The 21,963-nt window shown below is 71.0% G+C and carries 19 protein-coding genes and 2 pseudogenes; 17 read left to right on the top strand and 4 right to left on the bottom strand.

What is annotated here, in order from left to right; all coding sequences use genetic code 11:
- The first annotated feature begins 475 nt into the window (after positions 1-475).
- Positions 476-724 (top strand): hypothetical protein, encoded by a 249-nt coding sequence (locus ACFY1J_RS15890; protein WP_390705680.1) that lies wholly within the window; start codon positions 476-478, stop codon positions 722-724.
- 601 nt (positions 725-1,325) lie between these two features.
- Here ACFY1J_RS15890 and ACFY1J_RS15885 read toward each other — a convergent pair.
- Both ACFY1J_RS15885 and ACFY1J_RS15880 read right to left on the bottom strand, forming a co-directional pair.
- On the bottom strand, positions 1,326-1,904 hold the full coding sequence (locus ACFY1J_RS15885; protein WP_390731352.1) for a fasciclin domain-containing protein: 579 nt from the start codon (positions 1,902-1,904) through the stop codon (positions 1,326-1,328).
- 399 nt (positions 1,905-2,303) lie between these two features.
- Positions 2,304-2,459, bottom strand: a complete 156-nt coding sequence (locus ACFY1J_RS15880; RefSeq protein WP_390705682.1) for a hypothetical protein — start codon at positions 2,457-2,459, stop codon at positions 2,304-2,306.
- A gap of 34 nt (positions 2,460-2,493) precedes the next feature.
- On the opposite strand from ACFY1J_RS15880, the gene ACFY1J_RS15875 reads away from it, so the two are divergent.
- The 10 genes from ACFY1J_RS15875 to ACFY1J_RS15830 all read left to right on the top strand — a co-directional run bounded on the left by ACFY1J_RS15875 (position 2,494) and on the right by ACFY1J_RS15830 (position 13,116).
- Complete coding sequence (locus tag ACFY1J_RS15875; protein ID WP_390731351.1) at positions 2,494-2,907, top strand: hypothetical protein; 414 nt, start codon at positions 2,494-2,496, stop codon at positions 2,905-2,907.
- 602 nt (positions 2,908-3,509) lie between these two features.
- Positions 3,510-4,709: a sensor histidine kinase gene (locus ACFY1J_RS15870; protein WP_390705684.1), complete on the top strand. Its 1,200-nt coding sequence runs from the start codon at positions 3,510-3,512 to the stop codon at positions 4,707-4,709.
- A gap of 81 nt (positions 4,710-4,790) precedes the next feature.
- Entirely contained in the window at positions 4,791-5,606 is an 816-nt protein-coding gene (locus tag ACFY1J_RS15865; protein WP_390705685.1) for a LytR/AlgR family response regulator transcription factor, read from the top strand.
- Positions 5,599-5,973 (top strand): hypothetical protein, encoded by a 375-nt coding sequence (locus tag ACFY1J_RS15860; protein ID WP_390705686.1) that lies wholly within the window; start codon positions 5,599-5,601, stop codon positions 5,971-5,973. Before ACFY1J_RS15865 ends, ACFY1J_RS15860 begins: the two co-directional genes overlap by 8 nt.
- Positions 5,970-7,535, top strand: coding sequence for a cation acetate symporter (locus tag ACFY1J_RS15855; RefSeq protein WP_390731350.1), 1,566 nt, complete (start codon positions 5,970-5,972; stop codon positions 7,533-7,535). The genes ACFY1J_RS15860 and ACFY1J_RS15855 overlap by 4 nt, the downstream gene beginning before the upstream one ends.
- Before the next feature lie 295 nt (positions 7,536-7,830).
- On the top strand, positions 7,831-8,484 hold the full coding sequence (locus ACFY1J_RS15850; RefSeq protein ID WP_390705688.1) for an acetate uptake transporter: 654 nt from the start codon (positions 7,831-7,833) through the stop codon (positions 8,482-8,484).
- 43 nt (positions 8,485-8,527) lie between these two features.
- Positions 8,528-10,483 carry an acetate--CoA ligase gene (gene acs / locus ACFY1J_RS15845; RefSeq protein ID WP_390731349.1) on the top strand — a complete coding sequence of 652 codons (1,956 nt, stop codon included), beginning with the start codon at positions 8,528-8,530 and terminating at the stop codon, positions 10,481-10,483.
- Positions 10,484-10,502: 19 nt separating this feature from the next.
- Positions 10,503-11,156, top strand: coding sequence for an adenylate kinase (locus ACFY1J_RS15840; protein WP_390705690.1), 654 nt, complete (start codon positions 10,503-10,505; stop codon positions 11,154-11,156).
- Complete coding sequence (locus ACFY1J_RS15835) at positions 11,153-11,527, top strand: DUF485 domain-containing protein (protein WP_390705691.1); 375 nt, start codon at positions 11,153-11,155, stop codon at positions 11,525-11,527. The genes ACFY1J_RS15840 and ACFY1J_RS15835 overlap by 4 nt, the downstream gene beginning before the upstream one ends.
- Complete coding sequence (locus tag ACFY1J_RS15830; RefSeq protein WP_390731348.1) at positions 11,524-13,116, top strand: cation acetate symporter; 1,593 nt, start codon at positions 11,524-11,526, stop codon at positions 13,114-13,116. The genes ACFY1J_RS15835 and ACFY1J_RS15830 overlap by 4 nt, the downstream gene beginning before the upstream one ends.
- A 94-nt stretch (positions 13,117-13,210) precedes the next feature.
- On the opposite strand, the pseudogene ACFY1J_RS15825 reads toward ACFY1J_RS15830, so the two are convergent.
- Positions 13,211-13,537 (bottom strand): annotated as a pseudogene (locus ACFY1J_RS15825) (MazG-like family protein); the annotation flags it as partial.
- Between the two features lie 631 nt (positions 13,538-14,168).
- Between ACFY1J_RS15825 and ACFY1J_RS15820 the strand changes: the two are divergent.
- The 6 genes and pseudogenes from ACFY1J_RS15820 (at position 14,169) to ACFY1J_RS15795 (ending at position 19,957) form a co-directional block, all read left to right on the top strand.
- On the top strand, positions 14,169-14,375 hold the full coding sequence (locus ACFY1J_RS15820; RefSeq protein ID WP_390705694.1) for a hypothetical protein: 207 nt from the start codon (positions 14,169-14,171) through the stop codon (positions 14,373-14,375).
- A gap of 3 nt (positions 14,376-14,378) precedes the next feature.
- Positions 14,379-17,993, top strand: coding sequence for a SpoIIE family protein phosphatase (locus ACFY1J_RS15815; RefSeq protein WP_390731347.1), 3,615 nt, complete (start codon positions 14,379-14,381; stop codon positions 17,991-17,993).
- 33 nt (positions 17,994-18,026) lie between these two features.
- A pseudogene (locus ACFY1J_RS15810) lies at positions 18,027-18,167 on the top strand (SGNH/GDSL hydrolase family protein); the annotation flags it as partial.
- A gap of 309 nt (positions 18,168-18,476) precedes the next feature.
- Positions 18,477-18,896, top strand: a complete 420-nt coding sequence (gene panD, locus ACFY1J_RS15805; RefSeq protein ID WP_390705696.1) for an aspartate 1-decarboxylase — start codon at positions 18,477-18,479, stop codon at positions 18,894-18,896.
- A gap of 33 nt (positions 18,897-18,929) precedes the next feature.
- The gene (locus tag ACFY1J_RS15800; RefSeq protein ID WP_390705697.1) at positions 18,930-19,274 is read left to right on the top strand and encodes a GNAT family N-acetyltransferase; all 345 of its coding nucleotides are present in this window, start codon (positions 18,930-18,932) and stop codon (positions 19,272-19,274) included.
- Positions 19,274-19,957, top strand: coding sequence for an aspartate/glutamate racemase family protein (locus ACFY1J_RS15795; RefSeq protein ID WP_390705698.1), 684 nt, complete (start codon positions 19,274-19,276; stop codon positions 19,955-19,957). The genes ACFY1J_RS15800 and ACFY1J_RS15795 overlap by 1 nt, the downstream gene beginning before the upstream one ends.
- A gap of 455 nt (positions 19,958-20,412) precedes the next feature.
- On the opposite strand, the gene gndA is transcribed toward ACFY1J_RS15795, so the two are convergent.
- On the bottom strand, positions 20,413-21,852 hold the full coding sequence (gene gndA / locus ACFY1J_RS15790; protein WP_390731346.1) for an NADP-dependent phosphogluconate dehydrogenase: 1,440 nt from the start codon (positions 21,850-21,852) through the stop codon (positions 20,413-20,415).
- Positions 21,853-21,963 lie beyond the last annotated feature (111 nt).

Here is a 21,963-nt window from a genome sequence, read left to right as displayed (position 1 = left end):
ATCCGAAACATCCCTCATATAGTCTTTCTATCGTTTGTGGGTGCTTGACCACCAAGCGACCGAGACGGACCGGTCCACGCAGGGACGGCGACGAGCGCATGAGCCCTGCCGGATTCCGGCAGTCACGCACATCCTCTGATGTCCGGTCCGAGCTCGCTTGGCGATGTCATTCGGCACGAGCGCCGGTGTCCGGCCGGTTCGATGAAGGCGGGTTCCGTGTTCACGTGACGGAACATCGGAGCCCGCCCGACCGAACGCCGAGCCGGCTCCGTTCGATGGACGCCTTCGGCACCAAGCAGCGCTTGTGCGCAGCGCCAGGCCCAGTCGCCGCGAGGAGGCCGACGTCCGCCCCGATGAGCGGACCGGGCTCCGCCCGCGGCTCGGCGCCGATGCGGCACGTACGCTCCAGCCGGGGTGCCGACGGCCGAGGCGGCATTCCGGCCTCCAGTGCGGCGAGGTCGGGCAGGCCCGGCCAGTGGCCGAGGACCGTGGACCGGCCGACGCCGGCCGCCCCTGGCTGAGCGGGACGGCCCCGGCCGGTACACGATCGGGGGTGCTCGCCCTGATGCGCACCGACACCGACGCACGCACCCAGCTGCTGTCCGCCGCCCTCACCGCGCTCATCCCGCTCGCCGCAGCCCTCCACAACCCTCGCGAAAAACCAGGCGCGTGGTGGGGCGGTACGAGAATCAGGGCCCGCTCGGCCCTGAGCCCCCAGTTATGAGCGGGTCTCGGCGCCTTCATCGCCGCCAGGATCGGCGGCTTCGCCTTCGGTTTCGCACTTCGCCGGTTCCCGGCCGCCGAACCGCACAAGGGCCCGGGCCCTTTACAGGATGTCCCCGACCGTACCGCCGCCTGTCACCCAGCACCTCGGGGAACTCCTGGCCTCACTCAGTCTGCTGGTCTTCGGAGCCGTACTGCTCGGCCCGACGCTGGAGAACCTGAGCTGGGGCATTGTTGGCTACGCGGTTCTCAGCCTCACCGTCGTCCGGATGCTGCCAGTGGCCCGTCGCGCTCGCCGGCAGCGGGCTGCGACTTCCCACGGTGGCATACATCGGGTGGTTCGGACCCCGTGGTCTGGCATCCGTCGTGCTCGGGCTGCTGCTCCTTGAAGAGGAACACGTCCAGGGAGTCGAGCTGCCGGCGAGAGCGGTGGCGGTCACTGTCGGCCTGAGCGTGTTGCTGCACGGTGTCTCCGCCGTCGCCCTCGCCGACCGGTACGGCAGCCGGCACGAGAAGACCACGGCCACGGGCCGGAAACTGCGCGAGGGAAGTCCCGTTCCCGAGTCCGCAGGTCGCCCCGCGCCGGGAACGAGAGCCATGAGTCAGGACGGGGGCTGGAGAACTGTGTCAATGACGTAGATGGTGGCGTTCGCGGCCTTGATGTTGCCGCAGACGATGTTCGCCTTGCCGTTGACCTTGAAGTCGGTGCCCGAGCCCGACGTGGTCAGTTTGCTGCCTTCCAGCGTCGTGAACGAGCCGTTGGAGAGTTCGTCCGGGGTGATCTGCTTGTCCACGACGTGGTAGGTCAGCACCTTCTTCAGCTGCCCCTGATTGGCGAGGAGCCAGGCAAGCTGCGACACGGTGACACTCTTGAAGGCCTGGTTGTTGGGAGCGAAGACGGTGATGTCGGGCTTTCCGTCGAGGGTACTGCTCAGCTTTGCTCTGACCGTGGCTGAGACCAGCTGGCTGAGCTGTGGATATGCGGCGGCGGCCTCTTCGACCTTGTCCTTGGCCGTGTTGGCCTTCTGGGAGAGCGCAGAACAGCCGGGACCGAACGTCCCCGACGGGCCGGGAGACGGGTCCTGTGCGTGGCTCTGCGATCCCAGACCTCCAAGGGCGAGCGGCATGGCGACCAGAGCTGCTGCGGTGCCCTTCGCTGTACGCATGCGGATGAACCTCATCGCAACCTTCCTCCCGTGGAGGCATGAACACTGCAGAGGTTTGGACTGCGGAAGTCTTCGTTTCCGCTGGGCGGGGTGGGGTGGCTGCTGCGCCGCGGCCTTGGGCCCTCATCACCCGGCCACTCAGCGAGCGTATCCAGCAGGTGCGGGTGACTGCATCTCGAAGTCCCGTCGCGGTGAACGCCCCGCCCTGCAGGACATCGGCCCACCCGGGCTCGCCGAATTGACGCAAGCGGCCAGTGGTCGGCCTGGCACGGCAGGGAGCGAGACGCTCCTGCCGGCGTCCAGTGGCGGGAGGGGGGCACCGGCCTGGGCGGCTCCTCCAGAGCAGGCGGGCCGTCGGCGGGTGTGGTCGAGCCTGCCACTCGCCCCGCTCCCGACTGGCCGCCAGGGCGAGAATCAGGCGTGGCGCTGGTAGTTGTTCGCGTACTCGTCGAAGACGATGCGTGCGTCGCCGTGTGCGCTCGCCCGCAGATCTTCGTCGAGCGTGCGGACGTGGTACTGCCAGCCTTCAGGAAGCTGCAGGCGTTCCCCGAGCGTGGGCAGTTGCTCCACGTTCAGGTCCGGGTCGACGTGCCGGGAGAGGTTTTTGCATGACGTACTGGTGTCCCTCGGGGGAGAAGAGTTCGTGGATCGTGCTGCCCTTCAGGAAGAGCCACCGGGTGGTGCACCCCACGGTGAGCTGCGTGTAGGGCGGCCGCTGGGCGCTGAGGAACGTCTGCAGGTCGGGGACATGGATATCGGCCACGGTGTGCATGGCGATGCCCTCTACGGAGGTGACTCGCCCGGCGTCGCGGAGCTCCGCGGTGGCGGCGCCCATGAGCGCGCGGCGCGGCCCGTTCATCCACACGGCGTCTCCGTGGAACTCCCTTGCCAGGGCGGCGGGATGCAGGGCACGGAATTCCTCGTCGGTGAAGTCGACTGGCAGGCCGAGGGTGTTGTAGACAACCCCGTCGCTCCGGGACCGTCGGCATCTTTGGTGAAGACGATGATCTCGGCGTGAGGCACGCCGCGGAGATTTTCCAACGTCCTGGTCACTGAGTGCCGGTCGGCCGGCGTCGACGACATACGGTCTGCAGCAAAAGCGAGAGAAGACATGCCATGGACGCCCCTACCGCTCCGCCCTCGCTGAACCGCTGGTCCGCCACAATCCTGGTTCCATCGGCTGGCGGCCGGCCCCCGCGCCCGGCTGCTGTCCTCCTGGTTCATCCAGGGGCAGGACGCAGGCGCTCTGCCGACGCTGCGGGCTGCCACCGACCCGGTGGCCCGCGGAGGCGAAGGGGTCACAGTCATGGCGGTGGGACCGGTCGGGTGCGTGCGGGCAGCGGCAGGGCGATGTCCACGCCTTCGATGTCGCACGACCGGAGTCCGGGAGCCGCCTGGGAGCTGTATCCCGGACTCGGCTCCCAAATGGTCACGGTCCGCCGCTGCCTGAGCTCGGCCGATACCGGCGAAGCCCTGAGGACGGCCGCGCTGGAGGGCTTCGGGACCTGGCTCCGAAACTGGCGGCAGGCGTCCTCGGAGAAGGTCGGACGGGGCATCGGACATCTCTCATGTATGGCGCGAATCGTCCACCTCGCTCTTCGGGGAGTTACCGTGTCCGCCATGACGGGCGTATTCCGGCACCGGCGGTGGCTGCGGCGGCACGTCGGTTTCGACGGACGGGCCGGGCAGGCGGCCTTCGAGGCGTTGCACCGGGCCTCCCTCGCGGCGCCGGCGTTGCGCGGCGGGCTGACCGAGGCGTCGGCCGGTGTGGCCGCGCGGCATCTGCGGGAGCTGCTGGGTGTCCCGGCGCTGGCCATCACGGACACCGAGCGCGTCCTCGCCTGGGACGGCGCAGGGAGGCACCACGGCGCGGCGGCGGTGGACCTGGCCGCCGACGTGCTGGCGGGCGGCGGGACGGCCGTGCTGAAGGCCGACCGGGTGTGGTGCGGGGAGGTGCGCTGCGAGCTCAGGGAGGCCGTCGTGGCGCCGCTGGTGGTGGAGGACCGGGTGGAGGGCGCGCTGCTCGCCCACGCCCCCGGCGTGTCGGCAGGCTTGGTCCGCGCGAGCGGCGAGGTGGCCCGCTGGACGTCCGGGCAGCTGGAACTCGCGGAGTTGCACCGTTCCCGCACCCGCCTGGTGGAGGCCGAGCTGCGGGCGCTGCGCGCGCAGATCTCCCCGCATTTCTCGTGCAACGCGCTGACCGCGATCGCCTCGCTGGTGCGCACCGATCCGGAGCGGGCCCGCGAACTGCTGCTGGACTTCGCCGACTTCACGCGTTACTCGTTCCGGCGCCACGGCGAATTCACCACGCTGGCGGAGGAGTTCCGTTCGATCGGCCAGTACCTGGTACTGGAGCAGGCGCGCTTCGGTGACCGGCTGCGTGTCGACGTCCAGGCGGCCGTGGAGGTGCTGCCGGTCGCGGTGCCGTTCCTGTGCGTGCAGCCGCTGGTGGAGAACGCCGTCCGGCACGGCTTCGAGGGCCGCACCGGGCCGGGGAAGATCACGGTGCTCGCGTGGGACGCGGGCGCCGAGGCGCACATCACCGTGGAGGACGACGGAGTCGGCATGGACCCCGAGGAGCTGCGGCGCATCCTGACCGCCGGCGGGGCCGGGGCCGTGGGGTCGGGAGGCGGCGTGGGGCTGGGAAACGTCGACGCCCGGCTGCGGCAGGTGTACGGGGACGCGTACGGGCTGGTGGTCGAGACCGCGCCCGGCGCGGGCACCAAGGTGCGGATCCGGGTGCCCAAGTACCGGGCCGGCGTCACGGCCGCCGCGGGGAGCGGGGAACGGCCCGGCGAGGGGCTCGGCATGCTCAAGTGAGCGCCACCCCCTCATGTGTGTGGCGCATGCCACACCTGTCGGGAGATTGACCCGGTGTGCGGAAAATGCACAGACTCACGCATGCTGAGCATCCTGGTGGCCGACGACGAACCCCATGCCCGGGAGGAACTCGTCTACTTGCTCGGCCTGGATCCGGGCGTCGGCCTTGTGGAGTCCGCGGCGGACGGCGCCGCCGCGCTGCTGGCGCTGGACCGCGCGCTTCAGGAGAACAGGCCCGTGGACGCGGTCTTCCTCGACGTGCGCATGCCCGGCCTGGACGGGCTCGGGGCGGCCAGGGTCCTGTCCCGCTTCGCCGCTCCGCCGCCGGTGGTGTTCGTCACCGCGTACGACGACTTCGCGGTGCACGCCTTCGAGGTACGGGCCCTGGACTACCTGCTCAAGCCCGTACGCGCCCAGCGGCTCGCCGAGACCGTCCGGCGCATCGCCGAGCGGCGCGCGGAACCGTCCCCCACCCCCGCGCCCCCGGAACCCGCCGCCGCGCCCCCTGCCCCCGCCGAGCAGCCCGCACAGAACGACGACGAGACGATCGCCGTCGAGCTGTCCGGTGTGACGCGGTTCGTCCGGCGCTCCGAGGTACGGCACGTGGAGGCGTGCGGCGACTACGTACGTCTGCACCTCGCATCCGGCAGCTGTCTGCTGCGGGTGCCGCTGTCCAGCCTGGAGGACCAGTGGCAGGACGCCGGATTCGTCCGGGTGCACCGCCGCCACCTCGTCGCCACCGGCCACATCGAGGAACTGCTGGCCGACTCCGGACGGCTGTCGGTCCGCGTGGCCGGCACCGTCCTGCCGGTCAGCCGCCGCAGCAGCCGCAGACTCCGGGAACTGCTGCTGCCCCCGTCCGGGCCGCCGAGGTCGAGAGGCACCGCCGATGGGTGAGCCGGCCGAGCGCGTGACCGTCACCCATCCGCGCACCCGCGCCGCCCGCCCCGGCCAGCGGAACGCCGCGCTACGCGACGTGCACGAACAGACCCCGCTCGGCGAGGTCTACGTCAAGGCGCTGATGCGCACCCAGTTGCGGCTGGCGCTGTTGGTGTGCGGCGCGGTCTGCCTGCCGCTGGCCTGCCTGCCGCTGCTGCTCGGGCGCCCGGGGGTGCCGTCCGAGGCGCGGCTGTGGGGTATCGGCCTGCCCTGGCTGGTCCTGGGGCTGCCGGTCTACGTGCTGCTGGTGAGCGCCGGTGCCTGGTACGTGCGCCGGGCGGAGCGGCACGAACGCGACTTCGTCGAGCACGTCCACCGCTCATGAGCACAGCGGGGAACCTGACCGCCGTCCTGCTGGTCGTCGCCCTGACGGTGGCCGTCGGCGGTTACGGCCTGAAGTCGCGTTCCACCTCGGACTTCTACGTCGCCTCCCGCACGGTCTCGCCGCTGCGCAACGCGGCCGCCGTCAGCGGCGAGTACCTCTCGGCAGCCTCCTACCTGGGCATCGCCGGACTGCTGGTGGCCTACGGGAGCACGATGCTCTGGTACGGCATCGGATACACGGCCGGCTATCTGGTGCTGCTCGTCCTGGTGGCCGCGCCGCTGCGCAGGTCGGGGGCCTACACCGTCTCCGACTTCGCCGAGGCGCGCCTGGGCTCGTCGGCGGTGCGGCGGACGGCCACCGCCTTCGTGGTGCTCATCGGGTGGCTTTACCAGGTGCCGCAGTTGCAGGGCGCGGGACTGGCCCTGCACGCGGCCCTCGGAGCGCCGGCCTGGTCGGGAGCGGTGCTGGTGACGGCGGTGGTGCTGGTGAGCGTGATCGCCGGGGGCATGCGCAGCGTCACGCTCGTCCAGGCCGTCCAGTTCTGGCTGAAGCTGGCCGCGCTCGCCGTCCCGGCGATCGTCCTGCTGCTCGTCTGGCGCGGCGCCTGGCACCCGTCCGGCAGCCCGCCCGCGGCGCCCGCGCCGGCTGCCCGCCCGGCGGCGGACCAGGGTGGTGGGCAGGCACTGTACGGCGTGTACTCGCTGATGGTGGCCACCTTCCTCGGGGCGATGGGCCTGCCGCACGTCATCGCGCGCTTCTACACCAACCCCAACGGCCGCGCGGCCCGCCGCACGACGGTGGGCGTCCTTGGTCTGCTGGGCGCCTTCTACCTGCTGCCCGAGGTGTACGGCGGGCTGGGTCGGCTCTACGCGCCCGGCCTGGCCGCCGCCGACCGGGCGGACACCGTGGTACTGCTGCTGCCCGGACGGCTCGTGCCGGGCACCGCGGGCCAGCTGCTGACGGCGCTGGTGGTCGCCGGCGCCTTCGCCGCCTTCCTGTCGACGTGCTCCGGGCTGGCCCTGTCGGTGGCCGCCGTGCTCTCGCAGGACCTCCTCGGCGGGGACGTGCGCGGGTTCCGCCGGGCCTCCGCGCTGGCCGTGCTCGCCCCCTGCGCCATCGCGCTGCTGCTGTCGGAGAGCGGAGTGTCGGTGGCCCACGAGGTGGGGCTGATCTTCTCGGTGGCCGCCTCCACGTTCTGCCCCCTGCTGGTGCTGGGCATCTGGTGGCGGCGGCTGACCTCGGTCGGAGCCGTCGCCGGGATGCTGGTCGGCGGCGGGCTGTCGGTGGCCGCGCTGACGCTCACGCTGTTGGGCACGGGCGGGCCGGGCTGGGCCGGCATCCTGCTCGCCGAGCCCGCGGCCTGGAGCGTGCCGGCGGCGTTCCTGACCATGGTGGGCGTGTCCCTGGCCACGCCCCGCAGGGTGCCCGCGGGGACCTCCGTGATGCTGGCCAGGCTGCACCTGCCGGAGGCACTGGATGCGGGTACGGCCGGCCGCTCGGCGGTGACGGGCGACCGTTCGTCCCGCACCCCCGTCCGTCCGTCGCGCGACGGACGCCACTGACCGACAAGTCCCGTACCGGGGCTCCCCGTCGCAGCGTGGGTGCCGCACAGTAACCGGCCAGAGCGAGACACCACGGAACGCCCGGCCGCCGAGCCGCGCTCCCGGACCGGGAGCGGCAGCCGGACGTCCCCCCGCCTCCGCCTGCGGGCGTGCGCGACCTCCCGGCCCCGACCCCGAGCCGACCCGCCGCCCGCACCGCACCCCGCACCTTCTGCCGTCGCCCGCGACCGCGGACGACGCACCACCCCGTCCCAGGCCCTGCGCCGAGCAGGCACCCCGACCCAAGGACCGCGCCATGACCCAGACCCAGACGCCCGTCACCGACGAGCTGCCCGCCGTCACCCAGGAGCAGACCCCGGCCGCGCCCGAGGCACCGCGCCCGCAGATCGCCGACCCCGGACCCCTGGGTCTGGCGGCGTTCGCCCTCACCACCTTCGTGCTCTCCGTCTTCAACGCCGGACTGATCAAGGACGCGTCGCTGGAGGCCGTCGTGCTGCCGCTCGCGCTGTGGTACGGCGGCATCGCCCAGGTCCTCGCCGGCATGTGGGAGTTCCGCAAGAACAACACCTTCGGCGCGCTGGCGTTCACCTCCTACGGATCCTTCTGGCTGTCCTTCGCGGCCTACGTCCAGTTCGTCGCCCCGAAGCTGCCGACGGACCACGCCTACCAGGCGACCGGCCTCTTCCTGCTCGCCTGGACGATCTTCACCCTCTACATGACGGTCGTCACCACCCGGATCAGCGGCCTGCTACTCGCCGTGTTCGCGGCTCTGTCGGTGACCTTCGTGCTGCTCACCGCCGGAGAGCTGGCACAGCGCACGGAGCTGAGCCACGCGGGCGGCTGGGCGGGCCTGCTCACCGCGCTGCTCGCCTGGTACGGCTCGTTCGCCGGGGTGGCCAACGCCACCTGGAAGAACCGGTCCCTGCCGACGTGGCCGTTCCAGGCCTGATCCGCCCCCTGCCGACCGCCCGACCGACCACTAGGGAGTCCCCATGAGCAACGAGAGCCTGGCCAACCTGCTGAGGGAGGAGCGGCGGTTCGCCCCTCCCGCCGGACTGGCCGCGCATGCCAACGTCACCGCGGAGGCGTATGAACAGGCCAAGGCTGACAGGCTCGGCTTCTGGGCCGAGCAGGCCCGTCGGCTGACCTGGGCCAAGGAACCGTCTCAGACGTTGGACTGGTCGAACCCGCCGTTCGCGAAGTGGTTCGAGGACGGCGAGCTGAACATCGCGTACAACTGCGTGGACCGGCACGTCGAGGCCGGGCACGGGGACCGGGTCGCGATCCACTTCGAGGGCGAGCCCGGCGACAGCCGCTCGATCACCTATGCCGAGCTCAAGGACGAGGTCTCCAAGACGGCGAACGCGCTGCTGGAGCTGGGTGTCCGCAAGGGCGACCGGGTCGCCATCTACATGCCGATGATCCCGGAGACCGCGATCGCGATGCTGGCGTCGGCCCGGATCGGCGCCACGCACTCGGTCGTATTCGGCGGCTTCTCGGCCGACGCGCTCGCGACCCGGATCAAGGACGCCGACGCGCGCCTGGTCGTCACGGCCGACGGCGGCTACCGGCGCGGCAAACCGTCCGCGCTCAAGCCGGCCGTGGACGAGGCGATTTCCAAGGTCGACAACGTCGAGCATGTGCTCGTGGTACGCCGTACCGGCCAGGACGTGGCCTGGACCGAGGGCCGGGACGTGTGGTGGCACGAGCTGGTGGACCGGCAGGCCGCCGAGCACATCCCAAAGGCGTTCGGGGCGGAGCACCCGCTGTTCATCCTCTACACCTCCGGCACGACCGGTAAGCCGAAGGGCATCCTGCACACCTCCGGCGGCTACCTCACCCAGGTCGCCTACACCCACGACGCGGTCTTCGACCTCAAGCCGGAGACGGACGTCTTCTGGTGCACGGCGGACGTCGGCTGGGTGACCGGGCACTCGTACATCGTTTACGGGCCGCTGGCCAACGGCGCGACGCAGGTCATGTACGAGGGCACCCCGGACACCCCGCACCAGGGCCGGTTCTGGGAGATCGTGGAGAAGTACCGGGTCACGATCCTCTACACCGCGCCGACCGCGATCCGGACGTTCATGAAGTGGGGCGACGACATCCCCGCGCAGTTCGACCTGTCGTCCCTGCGGGTCCTCGGCTCGGTGGGCGAGCCGATCAACCCCGAGGCGTGGGTCTGGTACCGCAAGCACATCGGCGCCGACCGGACGCCGGTCGTGGACACCTGGTGGCAGACCGAGACCGGCGCGATGATGATCTCGCCGCTGCCTGGTGTCACCCACGCCAAGCCCGGTTCGGCGCAGATCCCGCTGCCCGGCATCAGCGCGACCGTCGTCGACGACGAGGCCAACGAGGTCCCCGACGGCGGCGGTGGCTATCTGGTGCTGACCGAGCCGTGGCCGTCGATGCTGCGCACCATCTGGGGCGACGACCAGCGGTTCATCGACACCTACTGGTCGCGTTTCGAGGGCAAGTACTTCGCCGGTGACGGCGCGAAGAAGGACGACGACGGGGACATCTGGCTGCTGGGCCGGGTGGACGACGTCATGCTGGTGTCCGGGCACAACATCTCCACCACCGAGGTGGAATCGGCACTCGTCTCCCACCCCTCGGTCGCCGAGGCGGCCGTCGTCGGTGCCGCCGACGAGACCACCGGCCAGGCCATCGTCGCCTTCGTCATCCTGCGCGGTACGGCGTCCGAGGACGACAAGCTGATCGGCGAGCTGCGCGACCACGTCGGCGCCACGCTCGGCCCGATCGCCAAGCCGAAGCGGATCCTGCCCGTGGCCGAGCTGCCCAAGACCCGCTCCGGCAAGATCATGCGCCGCCTGCTGCGCGACGTCGCCGAGAACCGCGCGCTGGGCGATGTCACCACCCTCACCGACTCCGGCGTCATGGACCTGATCCAGGCGAAGCTCCCCGCCGCGCCGGCCGAAGACTGACCACGGAACAGGAACTGAGATGCGCATCGTTCTGATCGGCCCCCCGGGCGCGGGCAAGGGCACCCAGGCCCGTGTCCTGGCCGGTCGTCTGTCCGTCCCGGCGATCTCCAGCGGGGACCTGTTCCGTGCGGAGACCAGCCGGGGAACCGCGCTGGGTGAACTGGTCCGGCAGCACACGGAAGCCGGTGAGCTGGTGCCCGACGAGCTCACCACCACCATCGTCACGCGGCGTCTGCGCGAACCCGACGCGGGGGACGGCTTCCTGCTCGACGGCTTCCCCCGGACCGTACGGCAGGCCGAACTCCTGGCGCTGGCCCTGGGGGAGGACGAGACCGTGCTCGACGCGGTGATCGCCCTCGACCTGCCGGACGAGGAGATCGTGCAGCGGCTGACGGGCCGGCGCATGTGTCCGGCGTGCGGGACGACCGTGCACACGGTGTTCTCCCCGCCCCGCGTCCCGGACCGCTGCGACGGGTGCGCGGGCGCCCTCGTCAGGCGCGCCGACGACACCGAGGAGACCGTTCGGCGGCGCCTCGCGGTGTACGCGGAGCAGACCGTCCCGCTGCTGCGGTGGTACGCGGACCGGGAACTGCTGTTTCCCGTGGACGCGACGGGCACGGTGCCGGAGGTCTCCGACCGGATGCGCTCGGCCCTGGCGGCGGTGACGCGGTGAATCCCTACCCCCGACCCGCCGCGCACCGCGAACCGGGCGGCACCCCGGCGACGGCGGCCCAGTCCGGGCCGCCGCCCGCGGACCTGCGCGAACTGCGCCGCCTCCGCCTCGCCTTCGGGATACCGGCCGGGGTCACCGTCGTGGGCAGCTATCTGCTCCTCATCCTGCTGTCCGGCTTCGCGCCCGGGTTGATGGCCGCTCGACTCTGGGGACATCTCACCTTCGGACTGACGCTGGGCCTGGCGCTGTTCGCCGCCCTGTTCCTCACCGCGTGGCGCTACGACCGGCACATGCGCACCCGGTTCGACCCGCTCGCCGGCGAACTGCGCGCGCACCGCGACCGGACGGGCGCCGGAGGGGGTGAGCGGTGACCCTCGCCTCGGGCGCCATGCCCCTCAGCCAACTGCGACTGCCGCTGGTGCTGTTCCTCGTCTTCCTCGCCGTCACCATGTTCACGGCCATCATCAACAGTCCCCACCGCGACGAGGTCGGCGAGTTCTACCTCGGCAACCGCAAGCTGTCGCCGCTGCGGTACGGCATGGCGATGTGCGGTGACTACATCTCGGCCGCGACGCTGCTGGGCAGCACCGGCCTGGTCTGCCTGACCGGCTACGACGGCCTGCTGTATCTGGTGGGCACCGCCATCGGCTGGATCATGGTGCTGCTGCTGATCGCCGAACCGCTGCGCAACACGGGCCTGTTCACCCTCGGCGACACCGTCGCCCTGAGGTTGCGGGACCGGCAGCGCCCGGTCCGGCTCGCCCTCGGGGTCTGTGCCCTCGTCGTGTCCGTCCTGTACCTGGTGGCCCAGCTGGTGGCGAGCGTCGCTCTGCTGGCGCAGTTCACCGGGATGCCCGGGAGCACGGCGCGTGTCCTGTGCGGGCTCCTCGTCGGCTGCCTCGTGGTCTTCTACGTCGCGGTCGGCGGGATGCCCGGCACCACGTTCATCCAGATCGCCAAGACGGTGCTGCTGGTGGTTGTGGTCGCGGTGGCCGTCGTCCTGGTGCTGAGGCACTTCGCCTGGAGTGGTGACGACCTGCTCGGTGCGGCCGCCGCGCACAGCGGGCACGGGGACGCCTATCTGCGGCCCGGTCTGCAGTTCGGGGGCAGCACCGCCAGCAAGCTGGACTTCTTCAGTCTCGCGCTGTCCATGGCCCTGGGCGTCGGGGGGCTCCCGCACATCGTCATGCGCCTGCTGTCGCCGGGTACCGCGCGCCAGTTGCGGAGGGCGGTGCTGTGGACGGTCGGCCTGGTGGGAGCCGTGTGCCTGGCGGTCGGCGTGCTGGGCCTGAGCGCGGCCGCGATCGTCGGCACCGACACCGTCAGGGCCGGTGACTCCACCGGCAACTCCGCGGTGCTCCTGCTCGCGCAGTCGGTGGGTGGGACCCTGCTGATGGCGGCCTTCTCGTGCCTCGTCTTCGCCACGATCCTCTCCGTGGCCGCCGGCGTCACGCTGGCGGCGGCCTCGTCGCTGGCCCACGACGTGTACGCGCACGGCATCCGCAGGGGCCGGGTGGAGGACCGTCAGGAGGTGGCCGTGGCGCGCATGTCGGCGGGCGCGGTCGGCGTGCTGGGAATCCTCATCGCCCTGCTGGCCGGGGACTGGAACGCGGCCTCGCTCGCCTTCCTCGCCTTCGCCATCGCCGCCTCCTCCCTCGTGCCGACCATCGTGTACACGCTGTTCTGGCCCCGCTTCACCGCGGGCGGTGCGCTCCTCGGTCTCTACGGCGGCCTCGGCTGCTCCCTCGTGCTGGTCGCCTTCAGCCCGCTCGTCTCCTCCACGCCGGCGTCCCTGCTGCCCTCGGCGGACGTCGCCTGGTTCCCCCTGCAGAACCCGGGCATCGTCTCCGTCCCGGTCGGGTTCCTGCTGGGATGGCTCGGCACCGTCCTGAGCTCCAAAACGACCGACGTCGCCGCGTACCGCGCGTTCGAGGAGCGCTGCCTGACCGCCGCGGAGTGACGCGGGGGACGACCCTCACCCGGACGGCGACAGGGCCCCGGGCACCGTCGAAGGGCTGGCGACGGCGCCCGGGGCCCTGTCCCCTTGCCGCAGGCCGGTTCGCTCCCAACAGCCGCTCCCGCACCCTCTTCAGATGCCGCTGGAACACGTCCCGTGCCTGCGGCGTCATGCGCCACCAGCGCCGTGAGCCACGTCGCACAGCTCCGCCTGCACGTCCTCCCAGCCGTGGGTGACGCCCTTGCGCGGGTTCTGGCCGGTTGCCCAGATCACCGCTTCCGCGACCTCGCCGACCTCTTCCGACAGCTTCAGGATGCGCAGGAGCAGGCCCCTCCCGGCCCGCGTGGGCGCGGGTGACCTCCAAGCGCGGCCAGAGCTCGTCGACGGTCGGCCAGAGGGCGGGGCCGGGGTGCTCATCGGGCATGCCCCAGAGCCGGCCATGCGGCCCAGGGCCGTACCGGCTACTCCTCGAACTCCTCTTCCCGTTCCGTGTCGACGTGCAGCCGCTCGGCCAGTCGGCGCGCGATCCCGCTCGGAGATGGTGAGCTCCTCCCGCTCACCGCGTACCTTCTGAAGCTGCTGGCTTCAACTCCTCTGCCTGCGCCTCCAGCTCGGCCCTGCGGGCCGTGATCAGCTCACGAAGGTCCGATTCCACATCCTGGGCCACCCGATGCACCTCCCGCCCGGATCACACGGACAGGTGCCTCGCGCAGGCCGGGGAATCCGCGGATCCGTGATCGCCGAGGAGGCAGACGATCTTGAGCTCCGACAACCACCCGCGACCAGCACAAGAACACGATCAACGACTGACGCCAGACCCATGACCAGCGATTTCACGATGGCGGATCTTCAATGGGCAGGCCAGGGGCGACCGGCTGTCCTGCACGCACAGCAGGTGGTGGGTGTGGCGGTTCGGCGAGGTAGCGGGCGTCTCGGTGCCGTGTTGAACTGAGCAGAGTGCGCGTCACTACGGCGCCGATCAACGCCGTCGTATGGTATCGGTCAAGTTCGGGTGTACGTCACAAAGCATGACATTGAGGATGTGGAGGCGGCTCATGGCGGAGTCGCGAGACGACGAGCAGCTCAGTCTGCGCCTGACGGCCGTAGCGGCGTTGGGGTTCGTGCTGATCGTTCCGCCGTTCCTGGCGGTGTTCGATCGCATGGGCATGGTCTTCGGCGTCCCCGTTCTCGCGGCTTACCTGTTTCTCGTCTGGGCGATCGTGATCGCTCTGGTCGCCGTGATCGGTGGCAGATCGAGGTAGGCCGTGCTCCAGACCTGGTTCATCGTCGCTGTTTCGGCCGGGTACCTGGGCCTGCTCTTCGCTGTGGCCTTCTACGGTGACCGGCGGGCGGATTCCGGTCGGAGCATCATCAACAATGCCACGATCTACGCGCTGTCCTTCGGCGTGTACGCCACCTCGTGGACGTACTACGGCAGTGTGGGCTGGGCCGCCAGGGCTGGAGTCGGCTTCCTGCCGATCTACCTGGGGCCGACGCTCATGCTCGCGCTGGGCTGGCTGGTGCTGCGCAGAATCATCCGGATAAGCCACCGGCACCGGGTCACCTCGCTGGCCGACTTCGTCTCCGCCCGCTACGGCAAGAGCACCGCGCTGGGTTGTCTGGTGACGATCATCGCTGTGGTGGGGGTTGTTCCCTACATCTCGCTGCAGCTCAAGGCGGTCTCCATCACCTTTGCGGTCATTCGGCGGCACCCCGAGGTCGCCTCCGGACCGAAGCTGAGCCATATCCCGCTGTTGCAGGACACCGGGTTGTACGCGGCGCTGGTGCTCGCCGCGTTCGCCATCGTCTTCGGCACACGTCATCTGGACGCCACCGAACGCCACGAGGGCATGGTCGCCGCCATCGCGTTCGAGTCCGTGGTCAAGCTCGTGGCGTTCCTCTCGGCCGGGATTTTTGTGGCCTTCTGGATGTTCGGGGGGCTCCACGACCTGTTCTCCCGGGCCGCGGACGCCGGCCTCACCACGCTGTTCACGCTGCGCGAGCAGACCGGCTACGGCATGTGGGTCTGGCTCACGGTGCTGTCCATGCTGGCGATCGTGCTGCTGCCCCGGCAGTGGCAGATCAGCGTTGTCGAGAACGTCGACGAGAGGCACCTCAAACGGGCGATGTGGCTGTTCCCTCTGTACCTGCTCGCGATCAGCATCTTCGTGCTTCCGATCGCAGCCGGTGGGCTTCTGCGGTTCGGAAAGGCCGTCGACGCCGACACCTATGTGCTGACCCTGCCGATGGCCGGAGGTCAGCAGGCACTCGCACTGCTCGTCTTCATCGGCGGCCTCAGCGCGGCCACCAGCATGGTCATCGTCGAGACGACCGCGCTCAGCACCATGGTGTCGAACTCACTCGTGATGCCGCTGCTGCTGCGCAGCAAATCCCGGCTGGCGCACCGGGACAACCTCGCCGGGCTGGTGCTGGGCATTCGCCGGGCGACCATCGTGCTGGTCCTGCTGCTCGGGTACGCGTACTTTCGGGTTGCAGGCGAGCAGACGGCATTGGTGTCGATCGGCCTGGTGTCGTTCGCGGCTGTGGCACAGTTCGCGCCCGCCATCCTGGGCGGCCTGTTCTGGAAGGGTGGTACCCGCCGGGGCGTGCTGGTCGGCCTGGTGGCGGGGTTCGCCGTGTGGGCGTACACCCTCGTGCTGCCGACCTTCGCCGATGCCGGGTTGCTGTCTGCTTCCTTCTTGCGGGAGGGCCCGCTCGGCATTGGGCTGCTCCGGCCACAGCAGCTGTTCGGCCTGGCGGGAATGGACCCGATCAGCCATGCGATGTTCTGGAGCGTACTGCTGAACTTCGGCGGGTATGTCGCAGTCTCCCTCGTGGACCGACCGGACGCTGCCGAGCGGGCGCAGGCGGAGCAGTTCGTCGAGATCCTCGAAGAGCCCGTCAGGGAGCGGCGCTGGCAGGTCCGTGCCACGGTCGGCGAACTGCAGACCCTGCTGGAGCGCTTCCTCGGGCGCGAGGGCGCCCAGCGGGCGTTGCGCTCCTACCCTGGAAGGAGGCCCGACTCACTGGCAGCCGAAGCGCCGCCGGAGCTGGTCCATCACGCGGAAGCCCAGCTCGCTGGTTCGGTAGGCGCTGCGTCCGCGCGGCTTGCGGTCGCCGCGGTGGCCGGAGAGGAGGAGGTCGGCACCGATGAAGTGATGGAGATGATCGGCGAGGCGTCGCAGCGGGTCGAGCTGGTCCGGTGGCGGCTGAAGTTGCTCTACGACGCGACCGGCGGCATCGGCACCACCCTCGATGTGACCCGTACAGCCGAAGAGCTGACGCAGGTCGCGGTTCCCCGCTTCGCCGACTACGTCACCGTCGACCTTGCCGAGTCCGTGTTGCGCCATGAGGAACTGGGGACGAACGGCACAAGCACCGGCAGTAAGCGGATGCAGCGCGCGGCCGTCAGCGGCATTCGCGACGACGCTCCCTTCTTCGCCGTCGGCGACCTGATCACTTTCGGGCCGTCCTCGCCACAGGCCCGCAGCGTCGAGAGCGGGCAGGCGGTCCTGGTGCCTCGACTGCGTGATGCCACGCGATGGCAGGAGGTGGACCCCGCGCGGGGCTCCCGCATCATCGACTACGGGATCCATTCACTCATCACGGCGCCGCTGTCCGCCCGGGGCGTGCTGCTGGGCGTCGTCCACTTCTGGCGCTCCGAGAAGCCCGAGCCCTTCGATCAGGACGATCTCTCCCTCGCGGCCGAACTGGCCACCCGAGCCGCCGTGTCCCTCGACAACGCACGCCGCTACACCCGCGAGCACGGCTTGGCCGTGGCGCTGCAGCGGAGACTGCTGCCCCGCGCGCTGCCCGAACAGAACGCCGTCGAGGTCGCTTCCCGTTACCTCCCCGCGCAGGCAGTCGGCGGCGACTGGTTCGATGTCATCCCGCTGCCGGGCGCCAGGGTGGCGCTGGTCATGGGCGACATCGTCGGGCACGGACTGCACGCCGCAGCCACCATGGGGCAGCTGCGCACCGCCGTGCACAACTTCTCCACCCCCCTGGACCTGCCGCCCGACGAACTCCTCAGCCACCTCGACGAGTTGGTCACCCTTATCGACCAGGACGCGATCGCGGCCGGCGACAAGACCACCGTAACCGGCGCCACCTGCCTGTACGCGGTCTACGACTCCGTGTCCGGCAACTGTGCCATCGCCAGCGCCGGACACCTGGCGCCCGCGCTCGTACAGCCCGACGGGACGGTGGAGTTCCTGGACGTGCCGTCCTGCCTTCCCCTCGGCATCGGCGGACTGCCCTTCGAGTGCGCCGAGTTGCATCTGCCCGAGCGCAGCAGGCTCGTCCTGTTCACCGACGGCCTCGTCGAGCGCCGCGACCTGGACGTCGACACCGGGCTCCGGCTGCTCCGCGAGACGCTGGCGCGCGCGGACCAGTCGCCCGAGGAGACCTGCGACGCCGTGCTCGACGCCCTGCTCCCGGAGCTCCAGAGCGACGACATCGCGCTGCTCGTCGCCCGTACGCGGGTGCTGGGGCCCGGGCAGGTCGCCGAGTGGGCCGTGGAGTGCGACCCTGCCGCCGTTCGCCGCGTACGCGCTGCCGTCTCCGCCCGGCTCATGGAGTGGGAGCTGGAGGCCCTCGTGGACACCACGGAGCTGATCTGCAGCGAACTGATCACCAACGCCATGCGCCACGCCACCGGACCCATCAAGGCGCGGTTGATCCGCGACCGTGCGCTCATCTGCGAGGTCTCCGACCACAGCAGCACCTCGCCGCATCTGCGCCATGCGGTCAGTACGGACGAGGGCGGACGGGGCCTCTTCCTCGTGGCCCAGTTCGCCGAGCGCTGGGGCACGCGCTACACCAAGGACGGCAAGGTCATCTGGGCCGAGCAGGCGACACCGGGGACGCTCGGCAGCTGACCGGCGCCGCCCACGGACCCGGCCGCCCGCCCAGCCGCCGGAACCGGTTGGAACTACGCGGTGACCGGTGGCCGGATGGCCGACCTGCCGGAGCAGATGGCCCAGGCGGCCACCCGCAGCCCCGAGTTGGTGACGGTGATGATCGGTGCGAACGACGCATGCCGCTCGTCGTCCCGGGGACCAGGGATCCTGATCGACCTGAGCATGGGGTGGCGAAGCATCTGTGGTGATCGTCACGGAGGCCCTCGGGGGCCGTTGCGTACGCTGTTCTCGGTAGTACGGAGGGGCGACCCGGGGAGTGACACCGATCCCGAGTAGCCCTTCCGGGCGTCTGACGCCCCACCAGGAAAGGCGCCATTCGGTCAGCATCAGTCCTGAGAAACCCGGGGAAAGCTGCCCGAACATACGACTGGCTGTAGTGTGTGGAAACAGCCCTTGACCTGCAAAAACGCAGGCAGGGAGCCTACTTTCAGGAGTACCCCGATGTTGCGTACCATGTTCAAGTCCAAGATCCACCGAGCCACCGTCACCCAGGCCGACCTGCACTATGTGGGATCGGTGACCATCGACGCGGACCTGCTCGACGCGGCGGATCTGCTGCCCGGCGAGCTCGTCCACATCGTCGACATCACCAACGGCGCCCGCCTGGAGACGTACGTCATCGAGGGCGAGCGCGGTTCCGGTGTCATCGGCATCAACGGCGCGGCCGCCCACCTCGTCCACCCCGGCGACCTGGTGATCATCATCAGCTACGCCCAGGTGACCGACGCCGAGGCGCGGGCGCTGCGGCCGCGGGTGGTGCACGTCGATGGGGACAACCGGATCGTGGCCCTCGGCGCCGACCCGTCAGAGCCGGTGCCGGGCTCTGACCAGGAGCGCAGCCCGCAGGCCGTCCCGGCCTGACCGGCGGACGGACGACCAGGAGCGTGCGTGGCCATGAGTGACATCGGGATCCGGGACGACCGGGCGGCGGGCCGCCTGGAAGCCGTCGGCGACGGCGAAGTGGTCGGACGGATCGAGTACTTCGTCCTCGAATCCCCCGAGCGCGCCCTGGTTCCCGTCCACACGATCGTGGAACCGGTCCACGAGGGGAAGGGCATCGCCGGCTCCCTGGCCCGTGAGCTGTACGCCCTCGCCGCGCGCGAGGGCGTACCGGTGGCGCCCCTGTGCCCGTACGTCACCAAGTGGGCCGAACGCCACCCCGACGTGGCCCCGACGCCCGATCCGGAGCTGCGGCGGGCCGCGAAGGAGTGGCTGGTGGCGCGGCCGGGCCGGTTCTGATGCCCGCGGCGCTCGCTCTTCTGCACACCTCACCCGTGCACGTCCCGGTCTTCGACGCCCTGCGTGACGAGCACCACCAGGGCCTGGAACTACGGCACTTCGTCGACGAAGGCCTGCTGGAGCGGGCCCGGCGGGACGGTCCGGAGGCGGTGGCGCCGGAAGTGGGTGCCCTGGTGGAGCGGGCCGTCGCCCACGGGGCACGGGCCGTGCTGTGCACCTGCTCGACCATCGGCGGGGTCGCGGAGGCGGCCGCCGCCGGGGCGAGGGTGCCGGTGCTGCGCGTCGACCGGCCGATGGCCGCCGCGGCCGTGGCGGCGGGCCCCCGCGTCGTCGTCCTGGCCGCCCTCGAGAGCACGCTCGGCCCGACCGCGGCCCTGGTCGATGAGGAGGCCCGCCGGGCGGGGCGGGACGTCACCGTGCGCACCCTGCTCGTCGAGGGTGCCTGGGCCCGCTTCGAGGCCGGCGACGACGCAGGGTACGTATGCCGGGTGGCGGCCGCCGCCGACGCCGTCACCGGCGCCGACGTGATCGTCCTGGCCCAGGCCTCGATGGCCCCGGCCCAGCGGCTGACGACGACCGCGCTTGCGGTGCTGTCGAGCCCGCGGCCGGGTCTGGCGGCGGGAGCCGAAGCGGTGGCGGCGGCCAGAGCCGGAGCAGCGGTCCGGGGCTACCCGAACTCCTGAGCGTTCTCTCCCCGGCAAGCCCACCCGGGCCCCCGCGGTGCCGCCCACGGGTGAGTGGCGGAGCGGGCGTCGGGTAGGTGGGGGATGAGTCCAGAGGCGATGTCGAGCGACTGGCCGGAGGACACCATGACGACCCCCTATCCGGAACCCGTCGGGCCCGGGCCCACCCCCGGCCCGGACCCCCAGCACCCGGAGCCGCCCCCCAACCCGGTCCCGGCCCCCGAACCACCGCCGGCGCCCCAGCCGCCGCCCCCGGAGCCCCCGCCCGGCCCCCGGCCGACCCCGCCCCCGGAGCCGTCCCCGTCGCCGATCCCCCCGGGCCCCGAACCGGTCCCGAACCCCGAACCGGGCCCACCGCTCACGTGAAACACACCCGGTCCCGTGAAACACACCCGGCCCCGCGCCCCGGAAGGGGGCACGGGGCCGGGACGCCGCAGGGCCGCGCCGGGCGGTCCCTACGCGGACACCTCGGACCGGTCCCCGCCCCACAGCGTGTGGAAGGAGCCGTCCCGGTCCACCCGCCGGTACGTGTGCGCCCCGAAGAAGTCGCGCTGCCCCTGCGTGAGGGCGGCGGGCAGGCGCTCGGCGCGCAGCCCGTCGTAGTACGCGAGGGCCGCGGCGAAGCCCGGGGTCGCCACGCCCTGGCGGGTGGCGGCGATCAGGACCTCGCGCCAGTCGTCCTGGGCGGCCGCGATCTCCTGCGCGAACGTCTCGTCGGAGAGCAGGCTCGGCAGGTCGGGCCGGGCGTCGTAGGCGGCGCGGATACGGTCCAGGAAGGCCGCGCGGATGATGCAGCCGCCCCGCCAGATCGAGGAGACCGCGCCGAGGTCGATGTTCCAGTCGTACTCGTCGCTGCCCGCGGCGATCTCGTGGAAGCCCTGGGTGTACGACACGATCTTCGAGGCGTACAGCGCCTGCTCCACCCGGTCGGCGAAGGCCGCCGCCTCGGACTCGGACAGTGCCGTGGGCTTCGGTCCGGCAAGGCCCCGCGAGGCCTCGCGCAGCGCCGCGTGGCCGGACAGCGAGCGGGCGAAGACCGCCTCCGCGATTCCGGAGACCGGGACGCCGAGGTCGAGGGCGATCTGGACGGTCCAGCGGCCGGTGCCCTTCTGCTCGGCCTGGTCCACCACGACGTCGACGAACGGCTTGCCGGTCGCCGCGTCCACGTGCGACAGGACCTCCGCCGTGATCTCGATCAGATAGGAGTCCAGACGGCCCGTGTTCCAGGTCCGGAAGATGTCCGCGATCTGTGCGGGGGAGTACCCGGCGACATCGCGCAGCAGCTGGTAGGCCTCGCCGATCAGCTGCATGTCGGCGTACTCGATGCCGTTGTGCACCATCTTCACGAAGTGACCGGCGCCGTCCGGGCCGACGTGCGTGACGCAGGGCGCGCCGTCCGCCGCCTTCGCCGAGATCTTCTCCAGCATCGGGCCGAGCGAGTCGTACGACTCCTTCGGGCCGCCCGGCATGATGCTCGGCCCGTGCAGCGCGCCCTCCTCACCGCCGGAGACGCCCATGCCGACGAAGTGGATGCCCTGCTCGCGCAGCGCCTTCTCACGGCGCCGGGTGTCCGCGAAGTGCGCGTTGCCACCGTCGATGATCATGTCACCGGGCTCCAGCAGCGGGGCGAACTCCTCGATCACCGCGTCCGTCGGGCCGCCGGCCTTGACCATGATGACCAGCCGGCGCGGCCGCTCGAGGGCCGCCACGAACTCCTCGGCGGTCTCGGCCCCGATGAAGTCCCCCTCGTTCCCGAACTCCTCCACCAGCGCCTTCGTCCGCGACACCGTACGGTTGTGCACGGCGACCGTGTAGCCGTTGCGTGCGAAATTCCGCGCGAGGTTGCGGCCCATGACCGCGAGACCCGTGACGCCGATCTGCGCTGAAGTGCTCATACCGCCTGCTCCTCAAAGATCCGGTGGATCCGCTGGATCCTGCAAAACAACAAGGGTGGTGCCGGGCGTGCTCGTCAGTATTGCCCTGCGACCATCCTGACGTGCCGGTAC

This window comes from Streptomyces sp. NPDC001406 (genome assembly GCF_042895285.1).
Taxonomy (GTDB): Bacteria; Actinomycetota; Actinomycetes; order Streptomycetales; family Streptomycetaceae; genus Streptomyces.
The sequence above is the reverse complement of the archived record's forward strand: the minus strand, read 5'-3'. Positions and strand labels throughout refer to the sequence as shown.